A 14711-nucleotide genomic window follows, 5' to 3' on the forward strand; every position below is an offset into this window, starting at 1 on the left:
GCGACCGGTTAAACGCCAAGGGCACCGGTGCCGCCTCACGGCGGGACCGGTGCCCCGTTGACGTAACTGTTACGGGAGCTCTTTACTGAGCCTCATCCGCGGCGGGAGCGTCGCCGGCCGGCTGGCCATCGGCGTTCTCCACGAAGTCGGAAGCTGCATTCTGGGCTGCGTCGACCTGATCGGCGAACTTTCCACCGGTCTTTTCGTCGATGAAATCGCCTGCCTTCTCGATGCCGTCCTTGATGGCTTCTTCGTTGCCACCAATGAGTTCCTGAGCCTTGCCCTTCAGATCGTCAAAAAGTCCCACGGGCACCTCCCTTCGTTCGCGGAGCCAGTTCGCTCCTCCGCCCTCGAGCCTAGCCCGTCATGATGGGCTTGCCAAGCACGGTTTTACAGTTCTTGTCACAAGCTCGCGTCTTCGATGTCACGCTGGAGGTGCCGCGGACTGTCCGGGTTCATGAGCGAATGCCGGCGTCCGTAGCCGAAGTAGATGGCCAGGCCGATGACCAGCCACACCCCGAAACGCAGCCAGGTGTCCCACGGCAGCTGGGTCATCAGGAAGCCCGAGGAAAGCACGCCGAAGGCGGGCACGAGCGGCATGAGCGGCAGGCGGAAGGTGCGCGGCGCCTCCGGCTTCTTGTAGCGGAAGACGATCACGGCCACGCATACCACCACGAAGGCGGCCAGGATGCCGATGTTGGTCAGGTCGGCCACTGACTTGATGGGGAAGACGCCGGCAAGGAAGGCAGAGGCGATGCCGGCGATCCAGGTGACACGCTGCGGGGTTCCGTGGCGGTCGGTCTTGGCGAACCAGGTGGGCAGCAGCCCGTCCCGGCTCATGGTGAACCAGACGCGGGTGACGCCCAGGAGGAAGGTCAACATCACGGTCAGGATGGAAAGGACCGCGAACACGGAGATGATGGTGGCGATTACCGGGAGTCCCACGCCGGTGAAGGCCGAGGCGAAGCCTGCGGTGGGGTTGATGTCCTTGTAGTTCTGCATGCCCGTGAGGACGAGCGTGGCGGCCACGTAGAGGAGCATGGCGATGACGAGGGAGAGCACGATTGCCTTGGGCATGTGCTTCTTGCCGTCCTTGGCTTCCTCCGCCGCGGTACTCATGGCGTCGTAGCCGAAGACCGCGAAGAAGACGGTGGCCGAGCCTGCCAGAACAGGGCCGAAGCCGCTGGGCATGAACGGGTTGTAGTTCTCGGCGTTGATGTAGAAAATGCCCAGGCCGATGATGAACACGATCAGCAGCACCTTGATGCCGACGGCGATGAGTTCGAAGCGGCCGAAGGTCTTGGTGCCGCGGCTCAGGATCCAGGTCACGATAAGGCAGACCACGATGGCGGGCAGGTTGATGACGCCGCCCTTGCCTTCATCCACGGTGGAGGTCATCCAGACCGGCATGTGGATGCCGATGCCGGAAAGGAACGCGTCGAAGTAGCCTGAGATGCCGATGGCGACGACGGCGACGATCGCGATGTATTCGAGCAGGAGGTCCCAGCCGATGAACCAGCCGATGATCTCGCCGAGGGCCACGTAGCCATAGGTGTAAGCCGAGCCGGCGCGGGGGATCATGCCCGCGAACTCGGCGTAGGAGAGGGCCGCGGCTGCCGAGGCGAGGCCCGCCACGAGGAAGGAAATCAGCACGGCGGGGCCGACGCCGGGATTGCTCTCATTTCCGTGGGCGACGAGGCCGGCCAGGGAGAAGATGCCGACGCCGATGATGCCGCCGACGCCGATGGCCGTCAGCTGCCAGAGGCCGAGGCTCTTGAAGAGCCCGCTGTGCTTGTTCTCCTCCTCGATCGTGTCGATCGGTTTCCTTCTCATGATCGAGTTCGGTGTTGCTTGGTTCACCGGGGTGCTCCTGCCTGTAGGCGATATGGGTGCATGCCAAAAAGGTCCGAAGAAAAGTATGCGAGGCGAATCACATCAGATAAAGCGATTTTTCCTTAGCTTTATTCATTGGATTTCCTGAGCGTTTGGAGCGTGGTCCTCCCAGTGTGCGCGGAATCGGGGCACAAAAAAAGCAGCTCCGCAGAGCTGCTTCACGATTCAGGGACGGATCCATGAGAGCGGACGACGAGATTCGAACTCGCGACATCCACCTTGGCAAGGTGGTGCTCTACCAGCTGAGCTACGTCCGCGTGTGCCGGTAGTCCGGCACTGAAACAAGTTGCCTTGTTCCGTGGGCGATACTGGGATCGAACCAGTGACCTCTTCCGTGTCAGGGAAGCGCGCTACCGCTGCGCCAATCGCCCGTGTCCGGCTTGTGCCGGCACTATCCGTTTCCGGATTCCTTAAAAACAGGAGAGCGGACGACGAGATTCGAACTCGCGACATCCACCTTGGCAAGGTGGTGCTCTACCAGCTGAGCTACGTCCGCAAATGTTGAGCGGATGGCTGGAGCCATCCGCTCAACTCGAAGCAAGTTTCCTTGCTCTCGTGGGCGATACTGGGATCGAACCAGTGACCTCTTCCGTGTCAGGGAAGCGCGCTACCGCTGCGCCAATCGCCCATAGTGATCCGGCCGGAACCGGAATCCAGGGTTTTCACCGAGGTGGGTACGGGATTCGAACCCGTGTATACGGCTTTGCAGGCCGCTGCCTCGCCTCTCGGCCAACCCACCGTGTAAGCAGGAATCCCGAATTACCGGAGATTCATTGCCGTGACAGTGTCCTGCGAGCGGACGACGAGATTCGAACTCGCGACATCCACCTTGGCAAGGTGGTGCTCTACCAGCTGAGCTACGTCCGCATTGCCGGATTTCTTCGTTCCGTCCCGAGGGGCGGTCCGTCGCTTTCCGACGAGTAAAAACTCTATAGGAGGTTCGGGGAAACTCCAAATCGCTGCGGTGTTTGCGCGCGGCGACGCCGTCGCTTCCGTGGAATGGCGCGGATTTTCGAAGTTACACGGCTGTGATTAGCTTGCGGTTCGCCGCTGCGTACGGAGGGGTGGAGTGCAGGGTTCGGCGCCTGTTCCGCCCGTTTTTGATTTCCGGCCGGAGTCGGTTAGTGTTTTTGATGCACGGGCGATTGGCGCAGTGGTAGCGCGCTTCGTTCACACCGAAGAGGTCACTGGTTCGAACCCAGTATCGCCCACCGTGGAAACCCCCGCTGGTCATTAATCGGCGGGGGTTTTGTCGTTACGCGCCACTGGCTCGGTTCCTGTCAGGGGTCTGTGAAAGAGTTTTCCCATGACAGATCCACTGCTTGCCCACGCCACCGACTACGGACGGATGTACGCCCGGTCCACCACGGAGGGCTTCTCCGTACCGTCCATCACCACGGTGATCGGGCAGCAGGCGCATTCGCTGGACGGCTGGTTCGGTTACATGGGAGCCAACAGCCTGGCCAACGATCCTGATCTTCCCCGCCTGCTCGGCAGCCCGGCCGGGCTCCGCCAGGCTGTCAACAAGGCAGCCAAAGCGGCGGAGGTCTACCGCGATGACGCCGCCCAGCGTGGCGACCGCGTACACAACTACTGCGAGCAGGTCGCCCTCCGCGCCCTCGGCCGGGAGCACAGGGTGGAGGAATCGCGCGACATCCTGGCCTCGCACGGAGAGCAGGCCTTCGCCGCCAGATTTGATGAATGGTGGGAGTTGTACCGGGTGGAGCCGCTCGCGCCCGAGATCACCGTCTGGAATTCGAGCGTCGGATACGCGGGCACGCTGGACCTCGTGGCGCGCATCAATGGCAGGATCTGCCTGATCGATTACAAGACAAAGGGCACCAACCGCGACGGCACCGTGAAGGCACTGGATGACAAGGTGGTCATGCAGCTCGTCGCCGGGATGAAGGCAGAGGAAAGCCTGGTGGATCCGGTGGCCGGGCAGTGGGAACCCTGGAAGTACGGCGAGGATCCCGTGCTGCTTGCCGTGGCCATCGGTGAAACCGAGGTGCGGCCGCAACGGGCCAACCCCGAGGTCCTCAAGCACCACTGGTGGAAATTCTGTGCGCTCAAACGGGTGTGGGACATGTCCGCGGAGGTCAGTACGGCCGGCCCTGCGCTGCTTGGAATCGCGCCGCCTGCCTACCCGGCCGCCCCGGCCGCGGTGGGCTCCACTAAACTGGCTTAGCTTCACTTATCCGCGAAGCACAGGAAACGCCGACCGTGAGGACTGACAGCGCATGGCCATTTTGAGCATCCGGATCATCGGGGACCCCGTACTGCGTACGGTTGCCGATCCCGTGACGGACTTCGGGCCCGAGCTCGCCAAACTGGTCGCCGACATGACCGAAACCATGGAAGACGTGGAAGGTGCAGGGCTCGCCGCCCCGCAGGTCGGCGTGAGCCAGCGTGTCTTCACTTACCGGATCGGCGGCGTCGAAGGACACATCATCAACCCCGTGCTGGAGAACAGCGAGGACTTCCAGGACGACGAGATTGAAGGGTGCCTGTCCATCCCGGGGCTCGCTTATCCCGTCCGCCGGCGCCGGACCACCCGCGCCACCGGTGTGGACCTTCACGGCAACCCGGTGACGATCGAGGCCGAAGGCATGCTCGCCCGGTGCTTCCAGCACGAAACGGACCACCTGGACGGCATCCTCTTCACCGACCGCCTTGAAGGCGAGGACCGGAAGTCCGCGCTGCGGGCCATCCGTGCCGCGAACTACCACGCGGTGACGGAGCAGACCACCAGCAAGCGGGCCACCACCGTGGGCTCGAGCTTCGGCAGCTTCGGCACTACCGAATGAGGGTCCTCTTCGCCGGCACTCCGGCCGTCGCCGTTCCTTCCCTCGACGCACTGGTCGCCGCCGGCTTCGACGTCGTCGCAGTCCTGACCCGCCCCGATGCGCCCACCGGGCGCAAGCGGGTCCTGACGCCGTCACCGGTGGCCGCACGCGCCGTCGAACTCGGCATCGAGGTGATCCACGCGGCCAAGGTGGATGAGGAAACCACCGCGCGCATCGCCGCTTTTGCGCCCGATGTCGCGGCGATCGTCGCCTACGGCGGCATCGTCCCCAAGAACGCCCTCTCAGTGCCGCGCCACGGCTGGATCAACCTGCACTTCTCCCTCCTTCCCGCCTGGCGGGGTGCGGCCCCTGTGCAACGGGCGCTTATCGCCGGCGACGACATCACCGGCGCGGCCACCTTCCAGCTGGAAGAAGGCCTGGACACCGGACCCGTCTTCGGGACCGTTACCGAAACCGTCCGCCCCGAAGACACGGCAGGGGATCTGCTCGAACGGTTGTCGCGCAGCGGCGCCGTCCTGCTCAGCCAGACCCTCTCCGCCGTCGACGCCGGAAAAGCGGCACCGGAACCCCAGTCCGGCGAGGTGTCGCTGGCCCCCAAGCTTGGCCTCGAAGACGGGCGCATCGATTGGGCGCAGCCTGCGCTGGCGCTCAACCGCCGCTCCCGCGGCGTCACCCCTGAACCCGGCGCCTGGACCATGCTGGACGGTCAGCGCGTCAAGCTCGAACCGCTCGGGCTCCGGCCGGACATCCGGGACCTGGAACCCGGCCACCTCCGTTTCGACGGAAAGTCCGTCCTCGTGGGAACAGGTTCCCACGCGGTGCAGCTTGGCCGGATCCAACCGGCCGGCAAGAAGATGATGGCGTCGGCCGATTGGGCCCGCGGCCTGGCAGCAGCAGAGAGCGTGGTATTCGAATGAGTGAGTCCGGCCGACGGAACCCGGCAAACCATGGCGGACGCGACGGCGGTGGCCGGGGCGACCGCAGCAATGTCCGCCGTGACGCCAAGGGCCGCGAACGCAACCGCGGGCCGCAGCGGGGCTTTTCCGCCAGTGCCCCGTCGCAACGGACCCGCCGTGCCGATCCCGCACGCCTGGTTGCCTTTGAAGTGCTGCGGGCCGTGGCGTCCGAGGACGCCTACGCCAACCTGGTGCTCCCGGCCAGGATCCGGCACCACCGCCTGGACAAGCGCGACGCCGGATTCGCCACTGAGCTGAGCTACGGCGCCCTGCGCGGGCAGGGGACCTATGACGCCATCCTCGCGGCCTGCGTGGACCGGCCGCTGGCCCAGCTGGATCCCGCGGTGCTGGACGCCCTCCGCCTCGGCGCGCACCAGCTCCTCGCCATGCGGGTCCCCGCTCACGCCGCCCTGGACCAGACGGTGGGCTTGGCCCGCGCGGTCATCGGTGCCGGTCCGTCGTCGCTCATCAACGCGGTCCTGCGCAAGGTGACCGCACGCACGCTTCCGGAATGGCTGGACCACCTCCTGGCCGGCGAAAGCGAACAGACAAAGATCGACGCCATCCGTCACGCGCACCCGGAATGGATCGTCCGCGCCCTGCGCCAGTCCCTGGTGGCCCACGGCCGCCCGGCGGAGGAAATCACGGAGCTGCTCGAAGCCGACAACGCAGCACCCGTGGTGAACCTCGTCGCGCTCCCGGGCCTCGGCAGCCTCGACGAAGCCCTGGAAAACGGTGCCACCCCCGGGCCGCTCGTGGAGGGTTCGGCGCTCTCCAGCGGCGGCGACCTCGGCCGCTTGTCCTCGGTGCGGGCAGGCACCACCCGTGTCCAGGATGTCGGTTCGCAGCTGGTCGCCCGCGCGGTGGCGGCCGTCGACCTCGGCAATGCCACACGTGAAGGCGAGAAGTGGCTGGACCTCTGTGCCGGCCCCGGCGGCAAGGCGACGCTGCTCGCCGCCTTGGCCAACGAAAGCGGCGCCACGCTGCTGGCCAACGAGCCGGCACCGCACCGTGCCAGGCTTGTCAGCCAGGCCTTGGCCGCAGTGCCGGATTCCGCCTGGTCGGTGCGCACGGGCGACGGCCGCGACCTTGGCAAGGAGCAGCCCGGCGGTTTCGACCGCGTGCTCGCGGATGTGCCATGCACGGGTCTCGGTGCCCTGCGCCGCCGCCCCGAATCACGCTGGCGCCGCACGCCGAAAGACCTCGCCGAACTCGGCCCGCTGCAGCGCGAACTGTTGGAATCCGCCATTGACGCCGTCCGCCCGGGCGGAATCGTCGCTTACGTGACCTGTTCCCCGCACCCGGCAGAGACCACCGCCGTCGTCAGCGACGCCGTCGCGAAACGTGACGACCTCGAACTGCTCGACGCCGGCGCGGCACTGGACGCCGTCAGCCTTGACGGAACCCTCGGTGCCGGGCATGAACAGACTGCTCAGCTCTGGCCGCACCTGCACCGCACGGATGCCATGTTCATGGCGCTCATCCGGAAGAAGTCCTAGTTCCGGAAGCCCTCAGCCGGAAAGCTCCCGCTCCACAGCAACCCGCCACCGCCAACGCCAAGGGGAACCAACTTGTCCACCTGCTGCATCAACCCGAGCATCCTGTCCGCCGACTTCGTGAACCTGGAAGCCGAGCTGAAGCGCATCAGCAACGCCGACGCCGTCCACGTGGACGTCATGGACAACCACTTTGTTCCGAACCTGACCCTCGGACTCCCCGTGGTGGAACGGATCCAGGCCGTCAGCCCGGTTCCGCTGGACGCCCACCTGATGATTGCCGACGCCGACCGCTGGGCTCCTGCCTACGCCGACGCCGGTGTGGCTTCCGTGACGTTCCACGCCGAGGCGGCCGTCGCGCCCATCAAGCTCGCACGCGAGCTGCGGGCCCGCGGTTCGAAGGCCGGCATGGCATTGCGCCCGGCGACCCCCGTGGAGCCGTACCTCGACATGCTCGGTGAACTCGACATGCTGCTGATCATGACCGTGGAGCCCGGTTTCGGCGGGCAGTCCTTCCTCGACGTGACCCTGCCCAAGATCCGGCGGGCACGTGCCGCCATCGACGGCTCGGGGATCGGTGTCGCGCTCCAGGTGGACGGCGGCATCACCGAAGAGACCATCCTGCGCGCGGCCGAAGCGGGGGCCAACGTGTTCGTGGCCGGTTCAGCCGTGTACGGCAAGGAGGACCCGGCCGAGGCCATCGAGCGCCTCCGCGAAGCCGGCCTCGCCGCGGCTGCCAAGCGATGAAATGCAGAGCATGACGAACTGTTGACGGCGACGGCCCGGGAATAGCCGGGGCATCGCCGAAGTTGTGCCACAATAGCAAACACACATTACGTGCTCCGGGGTCGGTGTAATTCCGAACCGGCGGTCATAGTCCGCGACCCGCGAGCCTTCGTTTCCGGCCAGGAAGCGGCGGCAAACGGTTGAACTGGTGGAATTCCAGTACCGACAGTCAAAGTCTGGATGGGAGAAGCACGTACAGTCATGCTGTGGCGTCCCTTTAAGGACGCCCGGCGCGCTGTCGTACACCCCCGGAGCCATCGCGGCTTTCAGGGAAGGAACGGCATGGATATCCTGCGATGGCTCTTCGAAGCACAGATCCCGATCGGCGGGTCTGCGCTTGTTCTACGCGAAGTGCTGGGAAACATTTTCGGGCTGGCCAGCGCCCTCGGCGGAATGCGCCGCAAAGTCTGGGCATGGCCCGTGGGTATCGCGGGCAACCTGCTCCTCCTCACGGTCTTCCTCGGCAACGTCTTCGGTACCGCTACGCCGGCAACCCTGTGGGGTCAGGCCGGCCGCCAGGTGATGTTCATCGGCGTCGCCATCTACGGCTGGTACCGCTGGCAGCAGGGACGCAACACCGCCACGCAGGGCCGGGCAGTCGTTCCAGGCTGGGCCCCGGCGAAAGTCCGGATCGCGCTCGTGGCCGCATTGTTCGCCGGCACCGCCGCGCTGACCCCGTTGTTTGATTCCCTGGGCTCCTACCCGCCGGTCTGGGCCGACGCCTGGACCTTCATGGGATCCTTGCTCGCCACCTACGGCATGGCCCGCGGCTGGACCGAGTTCTGGCTGATCTGGGTGGCCGTGGACATCGTGGGCGTCCCGCTGCTGTTCAGCGCCGGCTACTTCGCCAGCGCCTTCATGTACCTCTTCTACGGTGTGTTCACGCTGGCCGGTTTCTTCGTCTGGTGGCGGGCCGGCCGCCGCGAAGCACCAGTGGCCCCGTCCACGTCCGTCGCTGCCGGAGCCGCATCGTGAGTGCCGTCCTCGAAGGCGGCACCGTCTTCACCCAAGCCGAGGAAACCGCGATGGAGGCTGCCCTCGCCGCTGCCCTTCGCGGTCCGCGGGGCGCCAACCCGCTGGTCGGCGCCGTCGTCCTCGATGCCGACGGGACGCAGCTGGCCACGGGTTACCACCGTGGCGCCGGCACCGCCCACGCCGAAGCGGACGCCATCGCCGCCGCGAAAAAGGCCGGGACCGACCTCCGGGGTACCACGATGGTCGTCACTTTGGAGCCCTGCAACCACACGGGACGGACTGGCCCGTGTGCCCAGGCGATCATCGACGCCGGAATCGCGCGGGTGGTGTACGCCGTCGATGATCCCCACGACCCCGCTGCCGGCGGTGCCCGCACCCTCCGCGCCGCCGGTGTGCTGGTGGCCGACGGCCTTGGAGCGCAGGAGGCCTTCGAACTCAACCGCGACTGGTTTGCCGCCGTGGCCGCCCGCCGGCCGTTCGTCACGCTCCACATCGCCCAGACGGTGGACGGCCGCATCGCCGCCGCGGATGGCACCAGCCAATGGATTTCCAGTCCGGAGTCCTTGGCCGACAACCATGGCCTCCGTGGCCTCATTGACGCCATCCTGGTCGGCACCGAGACGGTCCTGGTGGACGATCCCCGCCTGACGGCCCGGGATGCCAACGGGGAACAGCACGGGAAGCAACCCCTCCGGGCCGTCATGGGACTGCGCGAGGTTCCCGCCGCTGCCGCCATCAGGGGCACCGACGGAAAATTCCTGCACCTGCCCACCCGCGACCCCGCCGAAGCCCTGGAAGCACTTTTCGCGCGCGGGATCCGGCACGTCATGGTCGAAGGCGGCTCTCGGATCCTGGGAGCGTTCCTGGCCGCCGGCTTGGTGGACGAGCTGATCGTCTACCTCGCCCCGACCCTGTTGGGCAGCGGGACCCCCGCGTTGCGCGAACTCGGCATCACCACGCTCGCGGATGCACAGCATTGGAGCTGGGACGACGCCGGCGGAGGCGCCGTCCAACGGCTCGGCCGGGACCTCCGGCTGCACCTGAAACCCCTGGCGAAAGCCACAGAAGACCACGCTTCCGGCAAGGACGCCGAAGCCATCGAAGGAGAGCACTGAATGTTTACCGGAATCGTTGCCGAACAGGGCAAGGTCCTGGCCATTGACCACCAGGGAACGGAAAGCGCCACCCTGCGCCTCTCCGCTCCCAGCACCACGGGAGGCCTCGAACTCGGCGGCTCGATCGCCGTCAACGGAGTCTGCCTCACGGCGACCGGGATTGCCGGGCAGGAATTCAGCGTGGACGTCATGGGGGAGACGCTCGTCCGCACCACGATCGGCGAACTGGCTCCCGGCGACGCCGTCAACCTCGAACGCTGCGTTCCGGCCGGTGGCCGCCTGGACGGGCACGTGGTCCAGGGGCACGTCGACGGCGTCGGGCAGCTCCTCGAGCGCGAGACCCAGGGCAACTGGGACCGCCTTCGCTTCGGTGTCCCGGCCCAGCTGGCACGCTACATCGCCGAAAAGGGGTCGATCGCCGTCGACGGCGTCTCCCTGACGGTGACAGCCGTGAGCCCGGCAGCGGAAAGCGAACCCTGGTTCGAAGTAGGACTTATCCCCACCACCCTCGAAGAGACCGGCCTGGGTGCCAAGGCAATCGGTGGCCGGGTCAACCTCGAAGTGGACGTGCTGGCCAAGTACACCGAACGGTTGCTGTCCTTCGCTGCACGTCCCGCCGCCGACGCAGGCGCCACCGAAGGAGCCGCACTGTGAGCACCGTCCCCAAGGAAGCAAGCACTGTTGCCCGTGAAGGCGGCGCCGCGGTCCGCCACGGACTCGACCCGGTCGAGGATGCCATTGCCGCGATGGCTGCCGGCCGCGCCGTCGTGGTGGTCGACAACGAAGACCGCGAAAACGAAGGCGACATCATCTTCGCCGCAGAGCACGCCACCCCGTCGCTCATGGGCTGGACCATCCGATACAGCTCCGGGGTGATCTGCGTGCCGCTGGAGGGCAGCCGCGCCGATGCCCTTGAGCTGCCGCCCATGGTGGAAATCAACGAGGACGCCAAGGGCACCGCTTACACGGTCTCCTGCGATGCCGCCATCGGAGTCAGCACCGGAATTTCCGCGGGCGACCGTGCCCTGACTGCCAGGATCCTCGCGGACCCCGCCAGCACGCCGTCGTCGATTACCCGCCCGGGGCATATTTTCCCGCTCCGAGCGGTTAACGGGGGAGTGCGTGAGCGTCCCGGACACACCGAAGCGGCAGTGGACCTGTGCCGGCTGGCCGGGCTGGCCCCGGTGGGCGTGATCGCCGAAGTGGTCCACGATGACGGTGAGATGATGCGCCTGGACAGCCTCAGGGACTTCGCCGCGCAGCATGGCTGCCCGCTGATCTCGATTGAAGATCTGGTGGCCTACATCGCGGCGGCCGACGACGGCGGCCGGGCAGGAGAAAAGGAGACACGATGACCGCACAGCGAAAGAGCGACGGCGGCAGCACCGCACCCGGCAAACATCCGGTCAGCGGCGGGCCTGTGGTCCAGCTGCCCACGGCCTTCGGCGAATTCATCGCCCAGGCGTGGATCGACGAGGCCACCGGCGTGGAACACCTTGCCGTGAGCTCCCCGAACGCTCCGCGCAACGGACTGGCCCCCTTGGTGCGCCTGCACTCCGAATGCCTCACCGGTGACGTGTTCGGCTCCTACCGTTGCGATTGCGGCGAGCAGCTTGCCTACGCCCTGGAACTGATCCGGGAGGAAGGCGGCACCCTGCTCTACCTGCGCGGACAGGAAGGCCGCGGCATCGGCCTGGCCAACAAGATCAAGGCCTACGCGCTGCAGGAAGCAGGCTTCGACACCGTGGAAGCCAACGAACAGCTCGGCCTGCCGGTTGATGCCCGCTGCTACAAGGCGGCCGCGCAGATCCTCGCTGAAATGGGCCTGCACGAAATCCGGCTCCTCAGCAACAACCCGGACAAGCAGAACCGCCTTGCCCAGGCCGGTGTGAAGGTCGTCGAAATGGTGCCCACCGAGGTTCCTTCCCGGGAAGAGAACGTGCGCTACCTGCAGACCAAGAAGGACCGCATGGACCATCGCCTCACCTTGGCCGACCCGGCAACGGCCGGCACCGGAACTTTTGACCACGAACAAGACTGAACGGAATCCCTGAAAACATGAGCGGACACGGCGCCCCCACCATCGACCTCACCACCCTCAACCCCGAGGAAAGCTCCAAACTCAAGCTCGCCATCGTCGCGGCCAGCTGGCACACCCAGATCATGGACGGGCTCCTCGATGGAGCCCTTCGCGCGGCCAAGGAAGCCGGCATTGCCGAACCCACGGTGCTGCGCGTTCCCGGCTCCTTTGAACTGCCGGTCGCCGCAGCGCGCCTGGCGCCGCACTTCGACGCCGTCGTGGCGCTCGGCGTGGTGATCCGCGGCGGCACCCCGCACTTCGACTACGTCTGCCAGGCCGCGACGTCGGGACTCACCGACGTCAGCGTCCGCACCGGCGTGCCGGTCGGCTTCGGCGTGCTCACCTGCGACACCGAACAGCAGGGCCTGGACCGCGCGGGCCTTCCCGGTTCTTCCGAGGACAAGGGCCACGAAGCCGTCACGGCAGCCCTGACCACGGCACTGACCCTCAAGCAGTACGCCACGGCCTGAGGCTGATGTGAAGCGAAGGGGATGCGGGCGGCACCTACCTGTGTGTTCGCTCACATCCCCTTCGTCATGCAAGGCCGCGGGAAGCGGCCCCGGCCGCCGAACAAGTAGGCTGTAGGGCGTGAAGAATTTCGAAACGCTGTTCGCGGAACTGAGCGAAAAGGCAGCGAGCCGCCCGGCAGGGTCCCGTACCGTCGCCGAACTGGACTCCGGAATCCACGGCATCGGCAAGAAGGTCGTCGAAGAAGCCGCCGAAGTCTGGATGGCTGCAGAATACGAATCCGATGAGGCTGCCGCCGAGGAAATCTCCCAGCTGCTGTACCACCTGCAGGTCCTCATGCTGGCCAAGGGACTGAGCCTGGAGGACGTTTACAAGCATCTGTAGCCACAACGCGTGGCCCAGGCTTGAAAACTTCCCCTTCCCTCACCATCCCCCAGAAAGACTCACCATGCTGCGAGTAGCCGTCCCCAACAAGGGCTCCCTGTCCGAAGCCGCCTCCGCGATGCTCAGCGAGGCGGGGTACCGCCAGCGCCGCGATTCCCGCGAACTGGTCATGGTCGACCCCGACAACGAGATCGAGTTCTTCTTCCTGCGTCCGCGCGACATCGCCGTGTACGTCGGCCAGGGAACGCTCGACGTCGGCATCACCGGCCGCGACCTGCTCCTGGACGCGCAGGTGGAAGCCGAGGAACTGCTGCCCCTGGGCTTCGCCGCCTCCACCTTCCGCTTCGCCGGTCCGGTGGGCAACTTCTCCGGCGTCGAACAGCTTGAAGGCAAGCGCCTCGCCACCAGCTACGACGGCCTGCTGCGCGCCTACCTCGCCGAACGCGGCGTCAACGCCAAGGTGGTCCGCCTGGACGGTGCCGTGGAATCCTCGGTACGCCTCGGCGTCGCGGATGCCATTGCCGACGTCGTCGAAACCGGCAATACCCTCAAGGCCGCCGGCATGGAGATCTTCGGCGAACCGATCCTCCGCTCCGAAGCCGTCCTGATCCGCCGCACCGGCGAGGGCGGCGCGGCCAACGGCACCGCCAAGGAAATCGAGGTGCTGATCCGCCGCCTGCAGGGCGTGCTGGTCGCCCGCCAGTACGTGCTCATGGACTACGACATCCGCAAGGACCTCGTCGAGGACGCCGCCGCGCTCACCCCGGGCCTGGAATCTCCCACGGTGTCGCCGCTGCGGGACTCGGACTGGGTGGCCGTGCGCTCCATGGTTCCGAAGAAGGAAACCAACCGGATCATGGACGAGCTGTACGACCTCGGTGCCCGTGCGATCCTGGTCAGCAGCATCCACGCCTGCCGTATCTAGTCCGGACCACAGGAACCCACAGGAGTAAACATGGCTGTAGCAGTACGTGTCATCCCGTGCCTGGACGTTGACGCCGGCCGTGTGGTCAAGGGCGTCAATTTCGAAGGCCTCCGCGACGCCGGCGATCCGGTGGAACTTGCCCACCGCTACGACAACGCCGGTGCCGATGAGCTGACTTTCCTCGACGTGACCGCGTCTTCCGGTAACCGCGAGACCACCTTCGACGTCGTCCGCCGGACTGCCGAAGAAGTCTTCATTCCGTTGACGGTCGGCGGCGGCGTACGTGGTGTGGCCGAGGTGGACAAGCTGCTGCGCTATGGCGCGGACAAGGCGTCCATCAACACTGCCGCCGTGGCCCGCCCGGACGTCATCGACGAAATCACCCGGCACTTCGGATCCCAGGTGCTGGTCCTCTCGGTGGATGCCCGCCGGACCCGCCCGGGCTCCGAGCCCACCGCCTCCGGCTTCGAGGTGACCACCCACGGTGGCCGCCAGGGGACCGGAATCGATGCCATTGCCTGGGCCAAGGAAGCCGCGGACCGGGGCGTGGGGGAGATCCTGCTGAACTCGATCGACGCCGACGGCACCAAGGACGGCTTCGACCTGGAGCTGATCCGGCTCGTCCGTGCCGCGGTGAACATCCCGATCATTGCCTCCGGCGGCGCCGGCGAACCCGCGCACTTCCCGCCCGCCGTTGAAGCAGGAGCCGACGCCGTCCTGGCCGCCTCCGTCTTCCACTTCGGACCGGACGACATGATCGCGCAGGTCAAGACCGCGATCCGCGAGGCGGGCTTCGAAGTCCGCTGAGACGCCTTAAACGACGGCG

The 14711-nt window shown here is 66.4% G+C and carries 16 protein-coding genes, 7 tRNA genes and 1 riboswitch; of the genes, 15 read left to right on the forward strand and 8 right to left on the reverse strand.

What is annotated here, in order from left to right:
• Window positions 1-82: 82 nt before the first annotated feature.
• The 8 genes from BIU82_RS05855 to BIU82_RS05890 all read right to left on the reverse strand — a co-directional run bounded on the left by BIU82_RS05855 (window position 83) and on the right by BIU82_RS05890 (window position 2760).
• Window positions 83-313, reverse strand: coding sequence for an antitoxin (locus BIU82_RS05855; protein ID WP_083292216.1), 231 nt, complete (start codon window positions 311-313; stop codon window positions 83-85).
• A gap of 89 nt (window positions 314-402) precedes the next feature.
• Entirely contained in the window at window positions 403-1860 is a 1458-nt protein-coding gene (locus BIU82_RS05860; RefSeq protein WP_253182699.1) for an amino acid permease, read from the reverse strand.
• A 217-nt stretch (window positions 1861-2077) separates the two neighbouring features.
• A tRNA-Gly gene (locus BIU82_RS05865) sits at window positions 2078-2150 on the reverse strand.
• Between the two features lie 42 nt (window positions 2151-2192).
• Window positions 2193-2264, reverse strand: a tRNA-Val gene (locus tag BIU82_RS05870).
• A gap of 52 nt (window positions 2265-2316) precedes the next feature.
• A tRNA-Gly gene (locus BIU82_RS05875) sits at window positions 2317-2389 on the reverse strand.
• A 60-nt stretch (window positions 2390-2449) separates the two neighbouring features.
• A tRNA-Val gene (locus BIU82_RS05880) sits at window positions 2450-2521 on the reverse strand.
• A gap of 40 nt (window positions 2522-2561) precedes the next feature.
• Window positions 2562-2632, reverse strand: a tRNA-Cys gene (locus BIU82_RS05885).
• 55 nt (window positions 2633-2687) lie between these two features.
• Window positions 2688-2760 (reverse strand) — tRNA-Gly (locus BIU82_RS05890).
• A 272-nt stretch (window positions 2761-3032) separates the two neighbouring features.
• Here BIU82_RS05890 and BIU82_RS05895 point away from each other — a divergent pair.
• The 15 genes from BIU82_RS05895 to hisF all read left to right on the forward strand — a co-directional run bounded on the left by BIU82_RS05895 (window position 3033) and on the right by hisF (window position 14692).
• Window positions 3033-3104: transfer RNA gene (locus tag BIU82_RS05895), tRNA-Val, on the forward strand.
• 95 nt (window positions 3105-3199) lie between these two features.
• Complete coding sequence (locus BIU82_RS05900) at window positions 3200-4081, forward strand: cytochrome (protein WP_070348542.1); 882 nt, start codon at window positions 3200-3202, stop codon at window positions 4079-4081.
• A 52-nt stretch (window positions 4082-4133) separates the two neighbouring features.
• A complete protein-coding gene (def, locus tag BIU82_RS05905; RefSeq protein ID WP_070348543.1) occupies window positions 4134-4700 on the forward strand; it encodes a peptide deformylase in 567 nt (188 codons plus the stop codon).
• A complete protein-coding gene (gene fmt / locus BIU82_RS05910; protein ID WP_070348544.1) occupies window positions 4697-5617 on the forward strand; it encodes a methionyl-tRNA formyltransferase in 921 nt (306 codons plus the stop codon). Before def ends, fmt begins: the two co-directional genes overlap by 4 nt.
• Window positions 5614-7155 carry a transcription antitermination factor NusB gene (locus BIU82_RS05915; RefSeq protein ID WP_070348545.1) on the forward strand — a complete coding sequence of 514 codons (1542 nt, stop codon included), beginning with the start codon at window positions 5614-5616 and terminating at the stop codon, window positions 7153-7155. Before fmt ends, BIU82_RS05915 begins: the two co-directional genes overlap by 4 nt.
• 72 nt (window positions 7156-7227) lie before the next feature.
• Window positions 7228-7899 (forward strand): ribulose-phosphate 3-epimerase, encoded by a 672-nt coding sequence (rpe, locus tag BIU82_RS05920; protein ID WP_070348546.1) that lies wholly within the window; start codon window positions 7228-7230, stop codon window positions 7897-7899.
• An 86-nt stretch (window positions 7900-7985) separates the two neighbouring features.
• Window positions 7986-8135, forward strand: a riboswitch (FMN riboswitch).
• Window positions 8136-8220: 85 nt separating this feature from the next.
• Window positions 8221-8913 (forward strand): nicotinamide riboside transporter PnuC, encoded by a 693-nt coding sequence (pnuC, locus tag BIU82_RS05925; protein WP_070348547.1) that lies wholly within the window; start codon window positions 8221-8223, stop codon window positions 8911-8913.
• Window positions 8914-8963: 50 nt separating this feature from the next.
• Window positions 8964-10028 (forward strand): bifunctional diaminohydroxyphosphoribosylaminopyrimidine deaminase/5-amino-6-(5-phosphoribosylamino)uracil reductase RibD, encoded by a 1065-nt coding sequence (ribD, locus tag BIU82_RS05930; protein WP_070348560.1) that lies wholly within the window; start codon window positions 8964-8966, stop codon window positions 10026-10028.
• A complete protein-coding gene (locus BIU82_RS05935; RefSeq protein WP_070348548.1) occupies window positions 10029-10682 on the forward strand; it encodes a riboflavin synthase in 654 nt (217 codons plus the stop codon).
• Complete coding sequence (gene ribB / locus BIU82_RS05940; protein ID WP_074466411.1) at window positions 10679-11383, forward strand: 3,4-dihydroxy-2-butanone-4-phosphate synthase; 705 nt, start codon at window positions 10679-10681, stop codon at window positions 11381-11383. The genes BIU82_RS05935 and ribB overlap by 4 nt, the downstream gene beginning before the upstream one ends.
• On the forward strand, window positions 11380-12069 hold the full coding sequence (ribA, locus tag BIU82_RS05945; RefSeq protein ID WP_070348549.1) for a GTP cyclohydrolase II: 690 nt from the start codon (window positions 11380-11382) through the stop codon (window positions 12067-12069). Before ribB ends, ribA begins: the two co-directional genes overlap by 4 nt.
• Window positions 12070-12086: 17 nt before the next feature.
• A complete protein-coding gene (ribH, locus tag BIU82_RS05950) occupies window positions 12087-12578 on the forward strand; it encodes a 6,7-dimethyl-8-ribityllumazine synthase (RefSeq protein ID WP_070348550.1) in 492 nt (163 codons plus the stop codon).
• A 118-nt stretch (window positions 12579-12696) separates the two neighbouring features.
• Window positions 12697-12960, forward strand: coding sequence for a phosphoribosyl-ATP diphosphatase (locus tag BIU82_RS05955; RefSeq protein ID WP_070348551.1), 264 nt, complete (start codon window positions 12697-12699; stop codon window positions 12958-12960).
• Between the two features lie 64 nt (window positions 12961-13024).
• Complete coding sequence (hisG, locus tag BIU82_RS05960; protein WP_070348552.1) at window positions 13025-13885, forward strand: ATP phosphoribosyltransferase; 861 nt, start codon at window positions 13025-13027, stop codon at window positions 13883-13885.
• Between the two features lie 30 nt (window positions 13886-13915).
• Window positions 13916-14692 (forward strand): imidazole glycerol phosphate synthase subunit HisF, encoded by a 777-nt coding sequence (gene hisF, locus BIU82_RS05965; protein WP_070348553.1) that lies wholly within the window; start codon window positions 13916-13918, stop codon window positions 14690-14692.
• The last annotated feature ends 19 nt before the right edge of the window (window positions 14693-14711 follow it).

The sequence above is a fragment of the Arthrobacter sp. SW1 genome (assembly GCF_001766675.1).
GTDB lineage: Bacteria > Actinomycetota > Actinomycetes > Actinomycetales > Micrococcaceae > Arthrobacter.

Bases quoted from the DNA above. Each gene is read 5' to 3' on its own strand.
- BIU82_RS05900 (WP_070348542.1), top strand. From the start codon at position 3,200: ATGACAGATCCACTGCTTGCCCACGCCACCGACTACGGACGGATGTAC.
- def (WP_070348543.1), top strand. From the start codon at position 4,134: ATGGCCATTTTGAGCATCCGGATCATCGGGGACCCCGTACTGCGTACG.
- fmt (WP_070348544.1), top strand. From the start codon at position 4,697: ATGAGGGTCCTCTTCGCCGGCACTCCGGCCGTCGCCGTTCCTTCCCTC.
- BIU82_RS05915 (WP_070348545.1), top strand. From the start codon at position 5,614: ATGAGTGAGTCCGGCCGACGGAACCCGGCAAACCATGGCGGACGCGAC.
- pnuC (WP_070348547.1), top strand. From the start codon at position 8,221: ATGGATATCCTGCGATGGCTCTTCGAAGCACAGATCCCGATCGGCGGG.
- ribD (WP_070348560.1), top strand. From the start codon at position 8,964: ATGGAGGCTGCCCTCGCCGCTGCCCTTCGCGGTCCGCGGGGCGCCAAC.
- BIU82_RS05935 (WP_070348548.1), top strand. From the start codon at position 10,029: ATGTTTACCGGAATCGTTGCCGAACAGGGCAAGGTCCTGGCCATTGAC.
- ribA (WP_070348549.1), top strand. From the start codon at position 11,380: ATGACCGCACAGCGAAAGAGCGACGGCGGCAGCACCGCACCCGGCAAA.
- ribH (WP_070348550.1), top strand. From the start codon at position 12,087: ATGAGCGGACACGGCGCCCCCACCATCGACCTCACCACCCTCAACCCC.
- hisG (WP_070348552.1), top strand. From the start codon at position 13,025: ATGCTGCGAGTAGCCGTCCCCAACAAGGGCTCCCTGTCCGAAGCCGCC.
- hisF (WP_070348553.1), top strand. From the start codon at position 13,916: ATGGCTGTAGCAGTACGTGTCATCCCGTGCCTGGACGTTGACGCCGGC.